Genomic DNA, 19,783 nt, shown 5'->3' on the forward strand with positions numbered 1-19,783 from the left:
CATTCCAACTTTCTGAAATCCGGCTCATGAGGCCATCGAATCGGGCGAGCGATAAGATGTGCTTATTATTAAAGGGTTTACAGAGAAATCTTCAGTCCATATATCTCATTGCGCAGCGAAGTTCAGTCAACATTTTGTCATGATCCAGATTGAATCCTTTATTACGTCATTGACAATGTAGGGCACGGTATCCATGGATCATTCCAAAGAATTGGCTGCACTGGTGTGCGATCCCCTGGATTCATACCTCATGGAAGGTCTTGCATCCTCGGGAATAAGAGTCTCATATGAGCCAGCAATAACACCTGATGAACTGGGCAGAAAGGTGAAGGACTATGACATCATTGTGGTCAGAAGCCGCACAAAGGTGACAGGCGATATTATTTCCAGGGCAAACAGGCTCAAGATAATTGCTAGGGCCGGAATAGGCACAGACAATATAGATCTGGATTCTGCCGAGAAGAAAAAGATAGAGATCGTAACTGCAGCGGGATCATCAACGGATTCTGTGGCAGAGCTTAACACTGCGCTTGCAGTGGACCTTGCAAGAAAAATACCGCTTCTGAATCAGAGATCCAAAAAAGGGGTGTGGGTAAAGGATACCGGCACAGAACTGCACGGGAAGGTTGCAGGAATCATCGGATTTGGCAGGATAGGCCAGGCAACTGCTCAGATACTAAGATCAATGGGTATGACTATTGTGGCTCATGATCCGGTGAAAAATGATCAAGCAATCAGAACGGCGGGAGGCAAATATGTCTCCATGGAAGAACTTTTCAGGAGTTCTGACGTCATTTTCGTTCTAGCAGCGTTCTCAGGCGATTCTGGCGGCATGATAGGAAAGAACCACTTCAGCATTTCCAAACATGGTCTGCTCATTGTTAATACCAGCAGAGCCCAGTTCATAAATGGTCCGGATCTCCTGGATGCTCTCAGGGATGGACAGGTTGGAGGATACGCAACAGATGTCTTCTGGCACGAGCCTCCTGAAGAGGAATGGGAGAAGGAAATTGCCTCAATGGACAGCGTCATTGTTACACCGCACATAGGTGCGCAGACTGCAGAGGCCCAGAAAAGGGTTGCAAGGTATACCCTGCAGAACCTTCTGGATCGGATTCAGGTGATGAAGCTATGATGCTCATACCCGGTCCGGTTAATGTTCCTTCAAGTGTTGCGAAGGCGTCTGATCTTGTCGTAAATCACAGATCACAGCAGTTCAGGGACATAGTAAGGGAATCCGAAAGTCTTCTCAACAAATTTGCCGGATCAGATAGAGCCATAATGACAACTGGATCAGGCACGACGGCTGTTGAATCCATGATATTTTCCCTGACATCTTCAGGCGACGATGTTGGGGCAGTAACATTCGGTGAATTCGGGGATAGGCTTATAGACAGCCTTCATCGCCGTGGGCTTAATGTTTCCACCCTTAATATGACGGAGAATGATGTTCTCACAGAGGATGATATAAAGGATTTCATAGTGAGGAACAGCAGGATGAAATCATTATTTCTGGTGCAGAATGAGACTGGAAACGGCACCTCCATACATGACATGAGAAAGATAACAATGGCCGCAAAAAACATGGGTGTAAGAGTCTTCGTCGATTCAGTATCAGCCTTTGGAGGTGTCCCCATCAATGTCAGGGACTGGGGCATCGATGCAGTGGCAACATGCAGCCAGAAGGGGCTGGCTTCTGTTCCTGGCATAGGAATAGTTCTGCTGGGAGAAGAAATGGCCGGTATGGTCAAAGCCAGGAACGATATTCCACAGTATCTGGACCTGGGCATATCCCTGAAGTTTCTTTCAAAGAATGAAACACCATATACTCCGTCAACAGGGAGCTTCAACGCCCTTCGAGAAGCATTGAGGATTCTTGAATTAGAGGGGTTGGAGAAAAGATGGGCTAGGCATCATTCCAACGCTGAGTATTTGAGAAAATCTCTCAAACTGAGTAAGTCTGAGATTCTGGGCAATTCCAACAATTATTCGGATACGGTAATAGCCTTCAGGCCCAGACTGCCCGTGAAGGATACCATTGCGGGTTTTGCTTCAAGGGGTATCACGGTCTCAAGAGGAATGGGGAAACTGGCTGATTCCATAATACGGGTAGGGAACCTTGGAATAGTGACAGGTCAGGACATTCATGAGTTTGTTCATGCCTATTACGAGATATGCGGGATACACGAATCAAGCATAGAAGAGGAAATTCCTCCTGATTCAATGCCAGATCCAGAAATCATGAATCTTTTATGAATCCCGCAATCTTCAAATTTTGGGTCTGTCGTAAGATCTTAACTTACTTCAGCTATTTCGCACACTGCATAGATTTCTCTGAATCCCCCAACGCTAACAGGCAACATTTTTCAGAGATATGAGAATCCTGGTAAAGTTTATTGAACAGGATCAGGATGTGGTTCCATGCAGTCTGACCCCATAGAGGAATTGTTTGGCTTGATGGACGACGAGAAATACGATGATGTTCTGGATAAGGTTGACAGGATGATCTCAACAGATAATCAAAATCCAGTTCTGCACGCAGTGAAGGCCATGGCTCTCATGGAGACAGGCGTGGATTCAGAAGCTGCCCTGAAGGAGGCGGACTTCGCATACAAGAAATCACAGGACCCTTTTTTCAAGTATGTCAGGGGCTGGGCACTTGCGGAAAATGGTGACATAAAGCAGGGTTTGACCCTGTTGAATCAAGCTTCAGATCAGGATCCATACAACATCCAGTACCTCATAAAACTGGCAGAAGTTTACGAGGATGATGGAAAATCACAGGATGCCCTTAAGGCCATCATAAGGGCGCAGCGGGTGGAGCCTGACGATGTCAGGCTTTCCCTCATGAAGGCCGGTTACCTGAACACTCTTGATCGGGCAAGAGAGGCTGTGACAGAACTGAAGCGTATAAACAGCAAGTACCCTGAATTCGACTACGCCTACTTCATTCTTTCAGAATCCTATCTTCTCCTTGACGATCTGAAAAATGCACAAATTGCCATAGATTCTGCCATAAAACACAGCAAGCAACCTGATCCAGAATACTATGAAAGGTCTGCACAGGTCAGAATTGCAGAAGGGGATATTGAAAATGCAATATCTTTCCTGGACAGGGCCATGGGGGTGGCCAGTTCAGATGATGAAAGGGTCATATACCTTCTGGAGAAGGTTAAGGCACTTTCATTTGCAGGAAAGGCCGACGAGGGTGAGAAGATCCTCCGTGATGAATATGGCAGGAACAGCGAAAACGCGCTTTATTACTATTCTCTCATCGATAACCTGTCGGATCAGGGAAAGAAAGACGAGATTGAACAGCTGATCCACGACAAGAATTTGCCGGAATCCCTGTCAACACTTATTCGTGTGTACACAGGCATTTATGAGAAGCCTGATGAGGACGCAGTAGAATCAGCTTTATCTTCGCTGCACGATGACATAAATCAAAACGATTTCAACATGACATTATCGCAGATATTATTCGATGCCATGCTGGCCTCTGCCGGAAAGGATGAATAAGACAGCAGAGATCATGATTTCATAACGCGTTGAACACTGAAGCCTCTCATACCTGCCCAGTTCTCTCTATCCTTTTAATTTATGAAATAAATTAATGATGCAAGGATTCATGTGTAATTTTTAGACCCACTTTTTCCAGCTTCTTGCGAAACTAAGATATAAACTCGGTTCTTCATTTTTAGGGTCCATTTCTTTCGAGATAAACTTTGAATTGGGTTTTTTGGATTGTAATAATACGCCTGCAAATCCATAGGTGTAAGGAACATGCGGTAATTATAGCTCAAATCATAGAGTGTAGTGGAATCCCCGTTTGAAAGTTTTTCCCTACATTTACTTTGCATTTAACTATTGTTCAGATGCATATTGCAAAGACAGTACAGGCGAATGGAATGTTATGTGTGTGTCGCTTCTTCTCCTGGTAAAAGAATTTGATATTGAAAACGCTCAAATAGAGATCCCATATATTTTATACGCGTGTCAAGAGACGCCTCTCTAGCTTTGAATGTTCAGCAATTGCAGAAAATTTCCAACGAAAGTAACATTGTAAGATCAGATGAGCTACGTCATATACAACTCTTCCGAAGTTACTGTTAAAGATAATAGCTTTACAAGATGGTTCAGTTCCCAACTTGACGAGTTTCCTGTGGCAATCCTATTGCTTTGGGATTTAACCAAAATTAATGTCCCATCAAAAATCTTCATTACCATGGATAGCTCAATGCCAATATGCAATGAGCATTCTGTCAATGCTAACAATATGGTTTCTGGAAACTTTTTCAATCAATCATCCGCACTCAACCGGTATAATTATGTGCCAATAGCCATATCCACATCTCTCGGAACTCTCTCACCGGCACCCAATGTTTTAAGTGTTTACGGTTCCAGAAACACAATATTCGGAAATGCGTTTGCCGTATATCTGACTGTTATAAGCCTCCCTTACTGGCTTATAACATCTGGTTACAATTTCCACCTAGATAAGCTTCCAGGGTTTGGTGCCTTGGGCCAGGACATCCTAAGATAATGAAACTTCTTGGATTAGCTTGAATCTAATCTTTAGTAACCATTTCCTCAATTTATTTTTGTCTTTCATGATCTCACTATTTGGTTCAAACATACACAAAGGTATTTTTATACATCTACAATATGGAACTAGATTGAGCCATTCCAGAAAAATATTGGTATTCTTCGTCTCATTACTCATGATAGGCTCTGCCATAACAATCATAACTGCAGATGGTTTCAATAATAATCATCAAAAGCAATATTCCAACAATTCCTCATCAACTCCAAAAGTCATTTTAAAAAACTCATCACGCTTATTTTCATCTCAGGTATCGCAAATGGTCAACTATTCTCCGGAAGCAAGCTTTCAATTCATAGAAACTGGTCTCCCTGTGGGAACTCAATGGTTGGTAACAGTGGATAACACCACTCTTAAGACCGATGGCACTTCTTTATATTTCAATTTAGAGAGCGGTGTGTATAATTATTCCGTTTCAAATGCCCTGAACTTCTTCTCGCCAGAATCAGCAGGTACTGTCAACACTTCAAATGCAGTGCAGATAGTTCACTACTATGGTTACCTTCATACCGCAGGCTATGTGAATATTTCATCTGGAAATGTTTCACAGAATCCAGGCTCCAATTTGAACAGTTATGTTATTCCATATGGAATATTTGATAATTATTCACGTTCCATAATAGTCTCCTCCTATGGAAATGATAGTATTATATCACTGAATGCCAGTAACTATCATGTCAACGGTTTCCTGACCGTAGACGGAAATCCGGGAGGACTGGCATTAAATCCAAATGGTACAATTTATGCGACGACATCAAATCAGCTTTTGGTAATTTCACAGAATTTCCATGTTAGGGCTGAAATCAATATATCATGCTCAAGCGTTACGGCCGTTGCATACAATAAATTCTCGGGATTAATATTTGTTGGAACCTACTCCAACGGTACATATATTTTCAACTCTACAACACTCAGGCAGATAGAGCATCTGAACGGGCTTGATGTACTTAGCACACAGGGATTTGCCATAGACAACGTAAATCACATGACACTGGCCGCAGACTTTCTCAATGACAGCATATGGTTCATTAAGAATTACATCCCAGTTTCATACAGTTCATCCATTGGAATACCAATTTCGATCCTTTTTGGTCCAAATTTCAATACCTTAATTATTTCGACCTTCCCCGTAAATGGTTACTCGCTTTTCGCTTTAGATGTTCATACTGGGTTTATCACTAAAATAGGCGGAGTATCATGGGGAATGGCAATTACGTTCGACAACGAAACAGGGAGTCTTTTCGTTTCGGAAATTGCCAGCAATGGAATTGTATCAATCAATTACCAGCATAACTCGAGACTTGAAATCCTGAGGACTTCTTATGAACCTTATTTTGTTATATTTGATCCTCTGACAAATTCCATTGTTACTGGTGGCATATATTCCAACAGCCTTTCACTCATGAACTTCTCAATGATCCCAGTAAATGTTACTTTCAGCGAACAGGGCTTACCCAAGGGTGAAAATTGGGGTATTGAAATTAATGGATACAAAGTAAGCACATCCAACATGTCAATTACCTTACAGGTTCTGCCTGGAATGTTAAATTATACCGTTATTGCGCCGTCAGATTACACGACAAATATTACTGGTCATGCTGCTGTAACTTCATTTAATTCCAGCGTTATCATTCATTTTCACAGGTTATATACTGTGAATTTTCTTGAAACCGGAATTCCGGCTGATACATCATGGAGTGTGAATATAAACCATGAAATTTACTCATCCACTGGAGATAAAATAGAAGTAAATCTGACTGCCGGTAATTATACCTATATGATCAACAGCAGTAATTCATATTTGGCAGCTCTTTCTCAGGGAATAATTCATATCTTTGGGAATGCAAACTTTACCGTTTTCTTTTCAAAAGAATTGCATATGGTTGAATTTGTTTCACACAATTTGCCCTCTGGTCACATATGGTCAGTAAATATAGACGGTAGGCTCTTCTACGCTGATAATTCCAGCATTTACCTCAATGTAACCGAAGGCCAATGGAATTACAGCATAAATCCAGTTCCAGGCTATATTCCTACTCCAATCAAATCCACATTTTCTGTATCCAGCAATGATACAATTGTTAATATATCATGGTCACCAGTCCTGTTCAGCATAAAGATATCTGAAATTGGGCTTCCAAGGGGAATAACCTGGGGAGTATCTGTAGGAAACTATTCAGCGGCTACAGACACTTCCATAATTGAATTTTACGAACCAAACGGAACATACACCATGCATCCATTTACCACAAATGGTGACTATTCAGCCGATATGATTCAGTTTACAGTTAATGGCAAAAGCATTGAAATGAATGTGGCCTTCTCTCCGGTTTTGTACAGAGTGTACTTTGTTAGGCAAAACTATTCTGGAGTGTGGTACGTAAATCTGTCCGATGGAAAATCCTCAGGGCCTATTGATGGTTCTTCGTATTTCTTTTCCTTGTTGAATGGATCCTATCAGTTTACAATTTCAGTGAGAGACAAGGTTTATAGAGCATCGCCTTCATTCGGTTCATTTTCAGTTAATGGAAATTCCCTGTCTGAATCAATTAACTTCCTGAAAGTGAAGTATATGGTTAAATTTTATGAATCAGGTCTGCCCGCTGACACACCGTGGTTTGTGAATCTTACGAATGGAATGAACTCTGGGTCAATAACAGGAGATTCGTATACATTTTCGCTAATTAATGGGTCATATGCCTACACAATAGCGAGCTTCAACAAAATATACAAACCATCTGAATCTTCAGGTTCTTTAAGGATTGATGGTGTATCCATATCCGAAACTGTAAATTTTATCGAGGTTAATTACACCGTAAGTTTCAAGGAAATCGGCCTGCCTGCAGGTGTTGCCTGGCATATTGGCCTCAGCAACGGAATGAATTCCGGAATTATATTCGGTAACTCCTACAACTTTTCTTTAACAAATGGCTCATATACTTACAATATCACGTCATCTAACAGTGAGTTCCGTCCCATAATTTCTTCAGGGGAATTCCATGTGTCAGGTATTGGAGAAATCATTACAGCAGGCTTTATGGAAGTAACTTTTGGTCTATCAGTGAAAATTTCTAATTTACCATACGGAACAAGCTGGTCACTGTATGTTAATGGCAAAATCTCTGGAGAGGATATAGGCACAAATAATTATTCGATTCTTCTTCCCAATGGCACGTATTCGGTTGAAGTTCTGAGCTCCAGCCGGGATTACTATCCCGTTTACTTTACCGTAAAAATTAATGGCAACAATGTGTCAAGCACGATTCATCTATGTCCAGTTCTTTATGAAGTTATGATAAATGAATCAGGTCTCCCCAATAACACGTTTTGGCAGGTAGCTTTTTCCAACGGGAAAGTTGCTTACACCGATTCTTCAAGCATCTATTTTAACTTGATGAATGGGACTTACAATATCACGTATTCAACAAGCAATAACATCTACAGGGGCTCTGAGCTCACAGTTAAAGTAAATGGCGCCAATGAAATGGTAAATGTGACTTTCACCAAAGTTACCTATAGTGTATCATTCAACATTTCTGGTCAATACATTCCAAGGTCATGGTATCTTATTATTTCTGGGAACGATACTGTTGGACCAAATAATGGGAACATAACCATTTATCTCTCAAACGGTACGTACTGGTTTAAAGCATTTCCAATGAACAACTCATGGTACGATTATAGCAGTATTCTTCATGTTGAAGGTTCAAATGTGGTTGTTTCAGTATATTTCAGGCCGGTACTTTATGATGTAAATTTTGCCATTATTTCACCCTTAGGTTTGAAGAAATGGAATTTAGAAATATCCGGCCATAACTACACCATACAAGGGAGTTCATTTGGAATTGCCTTACAGAATGGTACTTATAATTACGTAATTTCTGGCATAAGTGGATATGAGACTTATATTTCAAATGTGGTTGTTTCCGGAAGAAACCAGACATTGAAACTAGTAATTCCGGAACTCCAATATTACATAACATTCATAAGCAACCTGAATTCAGGAACTCATTGGAATATTTCGATATCCAATAAATATAACTACTCATCGTCAAATAGTTCTTTGGTCATAAGTCTCCCGGATGGAAAATACAATTACTTTGCCACATCCTCAGGATACGACAATGTTCGTGGGCATTTTACTGTAAATGGCCGTTCTGTCAAAGTAAATGTTAACTTTAAGAGCAGTTTGCATAAGGTAAAATTTTTGGAAAACGGACTCCCGAAGGGTACTCTGTGGTGGGTTAACGTGACGGGAATAGCTAATCTCTCATCATCAAATCATTTGATAGTATTTTTCCTCCACAACGGTAATTACAATTACACGGTTTCGCACGTTAGCGGCTATTCCAGTATACAATCAGAAAATTTCAACGTGAACAACAGAAATGTTGTTCTTCACATTCATTTTATTCATATGGTGACCGATGTTTATTCTGTATCCTTTGTGGAATTTTTGCCGTTAGGAGTCAGTGTAAATATAACGGTGAATGACACTGCTGTATCAGGAAGTGAAATTATGCTTCCAAATGGGACGTACAATCTGTCCTTAGATCTTACTGGAACTCCATTCAGCAATCCTATCCAGGCAATGCTAACTGTGGCGGGTGAACCAGTTCAGGTTTTCTTAATTGATACACCAATTGCATTATGGATAGTTGTTATGCCAGATACCACGCCATTGCCACCAATGCAATTAGCGTTTCCTTCAAATCCATTTCCTCCACCCATGCCTGGATTTATTATGTGTAGCATCAACATTCCTCAGATTCAACCCATGATTAGTCCTCCAGGTGTAGCTCCTCCACAGCTGCCTCCAAATGATTTCCTAACTTTTGCATCTTATATTATATATTCTGTAAATTAGAATTCAAAATCGAACCAGTCTCAGAATGTTTATTATAACAACTGATAGAATAAAGAGATAGGCAATGAGTGTAAAGGCAAAGGAGGTTCTATATATTGTTATCCTTCTCCTGAGCTGTGGAATAATAATGCCAATTGCAAGAAACAGTGCCAGGAGGGTCAAATATATTATTACTTTTCCAGATGTGCTGTAAACATTGAACCATGTCATGGAGGGGGCAAACAAGGATAAGGAGAAAATGGAAAAGATTCCCAGTTCTATTATGAGAATTGTTCTTCTTTCTGCTCCAGAAATAAAGTATAGAAGTGATATGATTGCTTCAAATATGGAAACCGAAAGAATGACTGCAACTATGATATTGCCTGTGGAATTCAAGTGTGGTAAAAAAATATAGATATCATGAAAAGGGGTGATAAGAAATAGTAATCCAGCCCAAATTATAACAGAGAAAAAGATGCGGTAAACATCAAAAAATGCCCTGTTATAATTTAAATCCATATTTTTTGAGTAAGGTGAGCTGATTTTTTGAACGTCCGGTCTGAAGGTTCCTGCCAAATAGCAGTAAAGAATAGAGAAGGATAAGGGTCTGAAATCTGAATTTTTATGCCGGCTTGCATAACGCCCGCTTTCAGAGTGATCATCCAAAGAAAAGAATTCCATAACGCTTCTGCCATTTTCATATAATGGAGATTTGAAGAAGGATTCATTGAGTTCGCCGTTCAACTTAAAGAACAGCGTCAACTTTGGGGCTCTCCAACCTATGTAAAAATATACCAAAAAGGCAATTATTGTTGATATAATGTACTGAGGTATAAAATTTAGAAATTTATAAAAATTGTAAATTATCATGGCGTTTTTCCGTCAGTAGAATTTGCCGTATTCTGTTGAAATGGCCAGATGGTAAATTGATCCGACATAAGAATGGGCATCAGACCCAATGTAAAATGGAATGGACATTCTGATGTGAATTATGCTACTTGCTGCATTATCATTTACCATGATGATTCTCTCTCCAATTGATACAGTTCTTCCCAAACCCACTTTCACCCAGTAGTTATGGCTAGTAAGTAGAGTCCCGTTTTCAAATGACATGTTAATGATTGGGAAATATGAGGAATTTACAGAAATGGCGTAAACAACAATTTGACTCACATATTTATCTCCTGAGTAGTTAACCAGATTCATACTAAAAACTAGAGGGTAGGATCCGCGATTTGAAAAATAAGCAACACCACTTTCATTAACCACATTAACGTGAGATGAAGAATATGTTACGTTGTCTGAAGTGTTGTAAGCATTTATCGAACTGGAAATTGATGCGTTCCCGGTTTGCTGAAGTTCTATATCTGGATGAATTGGAGAGACACTTACCTGGTAGCTGTTATCCACTATAACTGCAGCAAATGAAACAGAAGCAGCAATAGTTACCGATATAACCAATAGGACCAATAGCCGGTATCCTAGAATTTTCTTTCTCATTTAATCCAGCTTACTCCTGCTGCATATTCAGCACAAATGAACTACGTATATTTGATGTCACAATTATGGAAATGTAAAGTGCATCACCCTTACTCATTAAATGAATTGGGCCATTGGTGCCTGATGACATTGGAGTGCCACTCACGGAACTACCGTTGAAAGTCATCAGGTTGCTGCTGTAGAATAACTGCACACCAGATGGTATCGTTCCATTGAACCATAAATACAGAGGATTAGTCGTGCCACTGTCATTGTATACTGCAAGGACATTCGTCATCACAACATAACCACTGCCAGGTATGGTTGAAATATCCACTGTTTCATTTGTGTATTTCGAGTTATTCCCAATAATACTGATGTATCCAGATGAATTAGCGTAACTGTATCCAGGTCCCTCGGTCAGGTACACCATATTGGTATGACTACTGGTAGAAGTAATTGTGACATTATTGCTAACAATAACCGCTGCGGTAGTTACAACCGGCACCATAAGAGCAAGTACCAGCGTTACAGCAATCATGATGTTTCTTTTCACGCGCAAATAATACTATTGTTATATATAAATCTCATTCGCAATAATTTCCAAGCTTTCAAGGCAGCTTCTTGCAACATTGATTGGGAACACCTAAGGGATAAATACGTGATGACGACCAGGGATGGGATAAAATTGTGAATGTCCCGTTGGAATTCCTGTACTCAGTCAGTAATGTCATTCTAAATTAAATGACTGTATTTTACCACAGTTCCAGGTCATCAGATGAAAGTAATAGGATTTGATCATTTTCATATATTCGACCGGTCATTAAATCCATAGAAAGATATCATTAGCATTTAATGAATGAAATTGATTATAATCTTAAAGTTTATGTCTCGGACATTGAGAGTCGTTGACTATCAATGTATTTAAATATATATGAACCTTAGATAGGGAAAAATTGTTCATCCTGATGACAATGAATTTCTATGAGCAAAAAGATTGTCACAGCTCTAGTTCTGATTGTATCAATTGTAATGGTGGTTAGCGCCGTTGGTATGGCAATTTCAATTAATGGCCATTCTACAGCAAAAAACAATCCTTCCCCTGGTAATGGATCAGGAAGTCCTTCCAGTCAGCCTTCCGTACCAGCTAGCCCGGGAAGTACAGGGAATCACGCTAGCTCTGTAAACCAGGCTACGGTGAACAACGTAAACAAGCTTCTCTTTCTGCCAAATGCACACCCAAATTATAAGCTGGAAAATGGTACTGTAACTCCACTCTATGATTTTGCTCCTGCACCAATGGGTCTTGGTTTCTTCGGACTGCAGAATGAAAGTGGCACCCTTGTGGGCCATAATTACTACAGCAACAGTTTCCAGGCAACGTTGAGGATTAACAACCTGAGTGTTTACAACCTTGGCAATGACGGACCAAGTTCCCTGACGTTCCAGCTGAACACCGTAATGGCAAATACCACTCTATTCGGTGTCGCCAATTACTCATTCTGGACCCAGAATGTTATTGTATATTCCACCAGAACGCATGTTTTGAGCTTCGAGGATAACATATGGAATTTCTCGTCCCAGACAGCAGTCATGACAAACAACGCAATACTTAATTCCACCGGCCAAGTATATCCATATCCCGGTGTCCACATAGCCATAGGGCCTTCCTACAATGTTTCTACGCCCTTTGTTGCTCATCTTTACCTGAACACTTCCCTTTTCAACGGTAACGATGCCGTTTACTTCAACTACTCCATTCCAACAATAGGCGTGAGTGGAACCTATGATCGTGTAACGTTCAACTCTACTCCAGTTCAACCGTCAGATAACAATAATAACGCTCCAGATCATCCCGTCGGTCCTGAACCCAAATCACATGTGAAGATCTCAGATTTCCTCGTCAGCGGAACAACTCCAGCACCTAACGGGCTTCTTTATGACAGTGAGATAATGCTTGGAGGCCCAGGCGGTGGGAGTACCACAAACGTGATGAACATAGATGGAACAATGAGCCTGAAATACATCCCGCAGGAAAATCCAGAAGCACAACATCACCCTGCCCCACCAGGGCCAAATCAAGGTAACCGGGGTAGCACAGGATATGTTACTGTACCTTCGGCCTTTGACTTCGGCACTGACACAGGAGAGACCTCCGTGGGTATGGCAGTTGCCTGGAATTCAGCCCATCAGGCAATTCTAACTCCCGGTCCATCACTTCTGTATGGAATGTGGAACATCAGCGGTCAGAGCCAGATGGAGCAGTTCTATGGTCAGGTTGCACCCAGCAATGCTTTTCTCTTCGTGAGCCCGGGTAATGTCATGAGCAATAACTACAATGGCTATGTGCCTCTGACATCTTCCGGAGGTTATAACTTCTGGCTTCCTGCAGGCACGTACAGTGCTGAAGCTCTCATGAGCTATCACAACCCGGAGGTAAGTATTCTTACGCCCGGTGAGAACTTTATGCTTTCCAGTAACCCTTCAACAGGCATATACACACCGCTGTATGCTGAGAACAATGCACAGCTGGCAAATATATCTGTTTCAGGTGACGGAACATTATCAAATCCGTATATTGCCTTCAACCAGGAGTATACCTATATGAGTCCGCTGTTCGGGCAGCTCAATGACTTTGCCTTCCCGCAGTTCGAGGCAGTAATGCTTTTGAACACAAACCAGTATATTGTTTTCAACAATATGCCTGCTTTCCCCATAGTATACTCCGATACATACCAGCTCTACTCCCTGTTCTACACAGGCCTGCCTGACAATTTCCTGGGATACTGGTTCTACAATTCATCTGGAGTTGTTCTTGAGAACAGCACATCCATAACTGGATGGTACACCTACAACCAGGCGGGTTTCCCTGAGGCTAACGTTGTATTCTGGAACAGTTCCGGAGGGATACTCAACAATGATTTCCTCTCAATGGATTCATCCGTGCTTCTTTACAACAGTCAGGTGGGTGTCTGGGGAAACCATTTCAATAACAGCCTTTATCTCACTGAGCCCTCACTCCGGTCATCATGGAATATATGGGGAGAACCTGTTGGTATCTCAATATTCGGCAATAACAGTGTTGTGACAAATAACTTCTTCACGGTGGTTATACCAGCACAAAGCCCCGATTACAGCATATACAGCGGCAACTATGCAAGTTACCACAACCGCTGGAACCTAACCAGTAAGCTGAGTTCATCAACCACGATTTACCTGTACAGTGTGAACGGCTATGGGTACTTCCCCGGATCAGGGAGTGTTGTCGGTGGTCCTTATTATGGTGGCAATTACTGGTACAATTTCAATGGGACAATACCATACAATGACAATGGGCTCATAGCAAACGGTGGAGATTACCTGCCTCTGAACGTGATAGACATACCTCCAGCCAATTCAGTGCAGCTTGCAGGCAATATTCCTTACGTCATGACAGATCCAGCTTTCCAGCCATACCTGCTGAATATTGGTTCCGCCAATGCCAGTGCACCAATGAGTGTGGTGATTTACCTCAACATGACGAATCTTTCAGAGCTGCAGACCTTTGATTCGGCAGTGAACTCTCCAATGTCGCCATACTTCCATCACTTCCTGACGCCACAGCAGTTCATGAGTGCATTTTACCCAGGTCAGTCAACAGTGGCGGCTGTGGAATCTTACTACTCTTCGCTTGGCCTCAAGGTCTGGAACTATGCCTACGCCCCTCTTGCAATTGTTGTATCAGGGACAGTTGGAGAGATAGAATCAGCCTTTGGAGTTATTGAATTCAACTACTACTTCAACTATCCCGGAGCCTATCCAACTGAGTTTATGACAAACACGGCCAATCCGTATATCCCGGCACAGTTCAATGGCACCATTCTGCATGTTTACGGGCTCAGCTATTCAACAGATGTACTGCTTGGAGGAGTGAATCAGCAGCAGGTAAAGACAGGCCTGACTGCTGCAACACAAGTCAGCGATCCATTTGCCGGCAGCAGTGTGCTGACACCTCCAAATCTTGAGAACTATTACAATGTCACTACACTGCAGAATGCTGGTTTCACAGGACAGGGCATAAGCATAGGCATACTAGGCGTTGGCGAGGCTGTCAACATGAGCAGCGTCAGTGAGTTCTGGAACACATACGGCATACACAACCCCACAGTGAATTTTGTAAACCTTACCAGCAACGGCATGAATCCATATGGAGAGGGTTTCGAGGCCGATCTCGATGTAGAATGGTCAGGTGCAATGGCGCCAAATGCGACCATCTATGACGTGATGGTTCCCTTCAACATAACCGGTATCGGTGACAACGCGATCAACCTGGAACTGTACTACTTCCTGAATGTAATACATCCAAATGTCATATCCGGCAGCTGGGCAGAACTCCAGTTCCATCATGACAGCGGATTCGCAGCAATATATACCCAGATTGGAATGCAGGCTGTGGCGGAGGGAACCACAATATTCCTTGGATCTGCAGACAGTCACAGCTCTCTGTACCTGACAGTGATGGCATCCCCATACATAGTATCCGTAGGTGGGGTTTACACTCAGCTGAACAGCACCGGTGCAATAGTGAATGAGAGCGGCTGGTACCAGCCAGAATACCAGTGGTATGGTGGCCCAGTGGGATCTGGAGGAGGAAACAGCCTGTTCTTCTCAAGGCCGCTGTACCAGTCGGCTGAGAGGATCATTGTTCCGTCAGTTTACACAAACAGGGCCCAGCCTGATATATCCATGCCTTCCACAAACCTCATAACCACAGTGGGTGGAGGCTTCTATACAGCGGGGGGAACCAGCTATGCCACACCAATATCGGCCGGAATATTTGCTGACATTGCACAGTTCCTGAATGAATCGGGAGCCCCCGGTGGAGGGTACATGGGCTGGATACAGCCGGTGCTGTATGGGCTTGGATATGGATCACTCTTTGGTGCCCCAGGATTCCATCAGGTGAACTATGTTGAACCCTATCCGGGCGAAACGGGAAGCGGATATCTTGGCCAGGGATGGAACGATTTCGCAGGAATAGGTACCATGAGCGCGATGAACCTCTCCATGGATTTCTATGGGTACTACCAGGCCGGGGAATATCTTTCCCGTGGCCTCTGACCCTGTAATTTTTTAAAACTCTCACTTTTTCTATGTAATGCTGTAATGTTGGAGACTTACTGTCGACAAACAATATAGGGGCATAACAACCTACATACTACCTTTATATATTTCCTTAAACATTTTAAACAATGTTAAGCAGTTCCAGCCATACCCGCACTGATCATAAGTTTTCAGATTCCCTGCAGACTGCTATTAGTGCAATTCCGTTCCTTGCGGTTGCACTGGTCCTGATCTACTGGGTACCAATAATCTGGCTGAAATATATTACACTGCACGATTATGTCTTCGATCTTGGAGTTTTCTACGGCTCTCTCCACTCCATATTCTACATCCACTCCAGCAGCATTCTGTATCAGTATGCTGCCGGGTCAGCATTGAGGATAATACTCTCGCCTCTGTCAGTTTTTAACAGCTTCATATTACTGCTGTACATCCAGCTTGTACTTGTGCTCGGTTCAGCCATCACAGTATATCTCATATCACGAAGAATTTTCAGGAATCCCATTGCTCCAGTGCTGATCTCAATCGCCTACCTGCTTTATTTCCCAATTAATGGATCAATATTTTTCGATGTGCATGCCCAGACATTTTTCCTGCCCTTCATGCTTCTGGCATACTATCTGGAGATCTCAGGCAGGTACAAGCTTTCATTTGTCCTGTTCATCCTGGCTGGCCTCACAAGATTTCCCATAATCGGAATTGTTGTCCTTTATTCAATGGCCGACTTCATATACAACTTCAGGACAGGATACCGCACAACAGACAGAACCGTTATGCGCACAAGGATGAAGTTTGACATGGCGCTGTTCTTCGCAGCATTCATCATCACGTTGCTTCAGTATTATGCCAACACATACGTGCTGGGTGTATCATCAATGGGAAACATTCACTATGTGGTAGGCGCATCATTCCTGGGCGGATCTCTTGGCACAGACCTCATAACGGTTCTCATATTCTCTGCCCCCCTTCTTCTTCTGCCCCTCTTTTACTCTGAGTTCTCGCTGATTCTATGGGCCCTGTTTGGTTTTGCCTTTTACACCAACTACAGCGGGTATCTATACCCATCCGTGTTCACTGATCAGTACTCGGCGCTGTTTGTGCCCCTGATTTTCATCAGTGTATTTGCAGGTCTCATGGCAAAAAGGCAGAGCGATGCCGGTGAAACCACGTCACAACCACTAAATATTTCCAGGAGGGGAATTGATGCACAGTTCAGGACTGCCATCAAGATATTTGTGGCAATAGCAATATTTGCCATGCTCTTCCAGCCATACAGCCCGCTGGCGGCACACACAAACGGTGCTTTGAATATTTCGGATTACACAACTGCGGGCCAGGTTACAGAGCCCGAGCTTCAGTCAGTAATAAATCTGATTCCTGCCAGTGCCACAGGCATTGTGTTTGGAGGAAACATGCCTGAAATTATGGTGCATTCCCCAAACGTAAACGGCTCACTGGTATCAGATACAATCAACGGGTATCCGCTGTCCTGGACTCCACAGTACATGGTTACAAACAGTTCAATTCAGTATGTTTCAGGTGTTCCGGGCGATTTCACCTCAACTCCAGCTCCCACAGGCTATAACCAGTACCAGTTTACACAGAATGCCATGGCATCCGGTGCCTTTGGCATAGTTGCCGAATATCATGGCGCATTCCTGCTGGAACGGGGATATCACGGCTCTCCTGTGTTATTCAGCCCGATGCATTACCCCACTGTGCCATACGGAAAGATGTTCGCCCTTAATTCCTCAGCAATATCGGCAGGCGGCCTGCAAATATCCAACGCAATCAACGTGACAGTCATACCTTCAGCAGCATTCCTGCTCTATCCCGGAACATATTCCCTTCGGCTGAATCTTTCAAACGTAAGCCTGGATGCCCCTTCATCTGTTCAGTTTAGGCTTTCCGCAGATAATGTTGCCGGCAATATAATGGTGGCATCATCGCAGATCGACAGCGGGCAGAATTCAGTGATTGTAAATTTCACGCTGGACAACTTCTATGCCAGTGCTGACCTGTTCATGACCGGATTGAATTTGTATGGTACAGTCACAATTCAGTCAATGAGCATTCAGGAAACGGAGGCTTGAGCTGTGTGTGTAGAAACGCAGGTCTGAACAGATTTACACAACATTGCATCACTGCAGATCGAATAATTTTAAAGCAAACTTTGCATGTGGGTAGAAATGACTGAACTTACCTCGTCCAGATCGCTAGGACTGGATGCAATTTTCCAGTACACCGGTTCCGGCGTTCAGTTGTTTTCCGGAGCAATTTTTTATATCATCATCGTAAGGATGTTCAGTACCACTGCGGTGGGCGCCATAGCTCTGTTCCTTGCCATAATTGGGCTTTTTAACATTGTCTTTTCCTTCGGTCTTGGGACCGCCGCCCAGCACTTCACATCATACAGCCTTGGCATAGGTGATTATGCCGCCGTAAGAAAAACCATAAGGAAGATGATAGGTTTTGGCTTTCTTCTCTCCCTTGTAGGTTTCGGCATTCTGCTGATTTCCAGTGGCGGGATATCACTCATATTCCTTCACAGTTCATCATATTCCTTCCTTGTGAGGCTGCTCAGCATTGTCCTTCTTGGAAATATCCTCTTTGGAATATTGAACGGCGCCTTGCTTGGCCTTCAGAATTTCAGGCTTTCGGCCATAATAAACATAATCATCTGGGTCTTCTATTATTTTGGGTCAATAGCTCTGGCACTGTATGCCAGAAGCCTTGACGTAATAATCTTCGGCTGGATTATCGGTGTATTCCTTGGAGTCTCGCTGGAACTGGCCATAATACTCAGGCAGGTGAGCCGTTATCCATCCAGTGGCAAAGCCCCTGGGAGCAATTTTATCCTGAAGTATTCTCTTCCGGTACTTCTTTCCGGAATAATCGGATATGGCGCATCATACATGGATCGATTCGTTGTTGCAGGGCTGCTGAATCTCTCTTCTCTTGGAGTATACAACTTTGCACTTCTGATTGCCTCATCAATAGGATTCCTTGCAACACCATTCAATAACATACTGATGCCAAAGTTTTCTGAACTCTTCGGCGAAGGGAGGAGAGGGGAGATAGCCAGCATAGTTGACGGCTCTTCTGTTCTTCTATCATCAATATATGTGCCTGCTGCACTTGGTATTGCAGCACTCTCACCAATGATTCTGGTACTCCTTGGTGGTTATCAATACACCGGAGGCTCCGTTGCACTGGCAATAATTATGGGTTTTTCGGCACTTTTCATCTCTGTGAATATACTCACCCAGGCAATAGCATCCGTGCGGAAGACGCATTTATTCATTTATTCAAGCGCAGCAGCCCTGGCTGCAAATGTTGTTCTTTCCATTGTGCTGATACCAAGGTTCGGTCTCATAGGCGCGGCTTTCGGCTTTTCCTCCGTCTATGCTGCAACCTTTGTGATCCAGTACTATTTTGCCCGAAAGAACGGGATAGTTCATTTCAATTATTCCGCATTTGCCAAGGTGTGGATTGCATCAATGATAATGTTTGCAGTTGTGATGTCCGCAGAGGAACCTCTGGAGGCTTTCCTGCATCACACGTTACTGCTTCTGCCGCTGTATATAGCACTGGGATTTGTCGTGTACGTCATTGCTGCAAGGATACTTCAGATTTTCAAGAGAGAGGACAAGGACCTCATCATATCACTGTTTCCGGATAAGTACAGGAAAATACGGAGGGCCATCGAGGTTCTGATACTTCACTGATTTACCATTACTGAATCAGCCAAC

11 protein-coding genes are annotated in these 19,783 nt (G+C 42.8%); 8 read left to right on the top strand and 3 right to left on the bottom strand.

Annotated features, from left to right (window positions below):
* Nucleotides 1-193 precede the first annotated feature (193 nt).
* The 5 genes from RE469_09295 (at nucleotide 194) to RE469_09315 (ending at nucleotide 9,470) form a co-directional block, all read left to right on the top strand.
* Entirely contained in the window at nucleotides 194-1,135 is a 942-nt protein-coding gene (locus tag RE469_09295; GenBank protein ID WMT44386.1) for an NAD(P)-dependent oxidoreductase, read from the top strand.
* Nucleotides 1,132-2,256 (top strand): aminotransferase class V-fold PLP-dependent enzyme, encoded by a 1,125-nt coding sequence (locus RE469_09300; protein WMT44387.1) that lies wholly within the window; start codon nucleotides 1,132-1,134, stop codon nucleotides 2,254-2,256. Before RE469_09295 ends, RE469_09300 begins: the two co-directional genes overlap by 4 nt.
* A 165-nt stretch (nucleotides 2,257-2,421) precedes the next feature.
* Nucleotides 2,422-3,519: a tetratricopeptide repeat protein gene (locus tag RE469_09305; protein WMT44388.1), complete on the top strand. Its 1,098-nt coding sequence runs from the start codon at nucleotides 2,422-2,424 to the stop codon at nucleotides 3,517-3,519.
* A gap of 553 nt (nucleotides 3,520-4,072) precedes the next feature.
* Nucleotides 4,073-4,543, top strand: a complete 471-nt coding sequence (locus RE469_09310) for a hypothetical protein (GenBank protein ID WMT44389.1) — start codon at nucleotides 4,073-4,075, stop codon at nucleotides 4,541-4,543.
* A 133-nt stretch (nucleotides 4,544-4,676) separates the two neighbouring features.
* Nucleotides 4,677-9,470, top strand: coding sequence for a hypothetical protein (locus tag RE469_09315; GenBank protein ID WMT44390.1), 4,794 nt, complete (start codon nucleotides 4,677-4,679; stop codon nucleotides 9,468-9,470).
* 3 nt (nucleotides 9,471-9,473) lie between these two features.
* Here the strand turns inward: RE469_09315 and RE469_09320 are convergent, their stop codons facing one another.
* The 3 genes from RE469_09320 to RE469_09330 form a co-directional block, all read right to left on the bottom strand.
* Nucleotides 9,474-10,193, bottom strand: a complete 720-nt coding sequence (locus RE469_09320) for a hypothetical protein (protein WMT44391.1) — start codon at nucleotides 10,191-10,193, stop codon at nucleotides 9,474-9,476.
* Nucleotides 10,194-10,331: 138 nt separating this feature from the next.
* The gene (locus RE469_09325) at nucleotides 10,332-10,949 is read right to left on the bottom strand and encodes a hypothetical protein (GenBank protein WMT44392.1); all 618 of its coding nucleotides are present in this window, start codon (nucleotides 10,947-10,949) and stop codon (nucleotides 10,332-10,334) included.
* Nucleotides 10,950-10,959: 10 nt separating this feature from the next.
* Nucleotides 10,960-11,484 carry a hypothetical protein gene (locus tag RE469_09330; GenBank protein WMT44393.1) on the bottom strand — a complete coding sequence of 175 codons (525 nt, stop codon included), beginning with the start codon at nucleotides 11,482-11,484 and terminating at the stop codon, nucleotides 10,960-10,962.
* A 428-nt stretch (nucleotides 11,485-11,912) separates the two neighbouring features.
* On the opposite strand from RE469_09330, the gene RE469_09335 reads away from it, so the two are divergent.
* From RE469_09335 to RE469_09345, 3 genes are all read left to right on the top strand, one after another.
* Nucleotides 11,913-16,028 (top strand): thermopsin family protease, encoded by a 4,116-nt coding sequence (locus RE469_09335; GenBank protein WMT44394.1) that lies wholly within the window; start codon nucleotides 11,913-11,915, stop codon nucleotides 16,026-16,028.
* 131 nt (nucleotides 16,029-16,159) lie between these two features.
* Nucleotides 16,160-18,124, top strand: coding sequence for a DUF2079 domain-containing protein (locus RE469_09340; protein WMT44395.1), 1,965 nt, complete (start codon nucleotides 16,160-16,162; stop codon nucleotides 18,122-18,124).
* A gap of 96 nt (nucleotides 18,125-18,220) precedes the next feature.
* Entirely contained in the window at nucleotides 18,221-19,759 is a 1,539-nt protein-coding gene (locus RE469_09345) for a flippase (GenBank protein ID WMT44396.1), read from the top strand.
* Nucleotides 19,760-19,783 lie beyond the last annotated feature (24 nt).

This window comes from Cuniculiplasma divulgatum (assembly GCA_031200235.1).
GTDB lineage: Archaea > Thermoplasmatota > Thermoplasmata > Thermoplasmatales > Thermoplasmataceae > UBA509.

Bases quoted from the DNA above. Each gene is read 5' to 3' on its own strand.
- RE469_09295 (WMT44386.1), top strand. From the start codon at position 194: ATGGATCATTCCAAAGAATTGGCTGCACTGGTGTGCGATCCCCTGGAT.
- RE469_09300 (WMT44387.1), top strand. From the start codon at position 1,132: ATGATGCTCATACCCGGTCCGGTTAATGTTCCTTCAAGTGTTGCGAAG.
- RE469_09305 (WMT44388.1), top strand. From the start codon at position 2,422: ATGCAGTCTGACCCCATAGAGGAATTGTTTGGCTTGATGGACGACGAG.
- RE469_09310 (WMT44389.1), top strand. From the start codon at position 4,073: ATGAGCTACGTCATATACAACTCTTCCGAAGTTACTGTTAAAGATAAT.
- RE469_09325 (WMT44392.1), bottom strand. From the start codon at position 10,949: ATGAGAAAGAAAATTCTAGGATACCGGCTATTGGTCCTATTGGTTATA.
- RE469_09335 (WMT44394.1), top strand. From the start codon at position 11,913: ATGAGCAAAAAGATTGTCACAGCTCTAGTTCTGATTGTATCAATTGTA.
- RE469_09340 (WMT44395.1), top strand. From the start codon at position 16,160: ATGTTAAGCAGTTCCAGCCATACCCGCACTGATCATAAGTTTTCAGAT.
- RE469_09345 (WMT44396.1), top strand. From the start codon at position 18,221: ATGACTGAACTTACCTCGTCCAGATCGCTAGGACTGGATGCAATTTTC.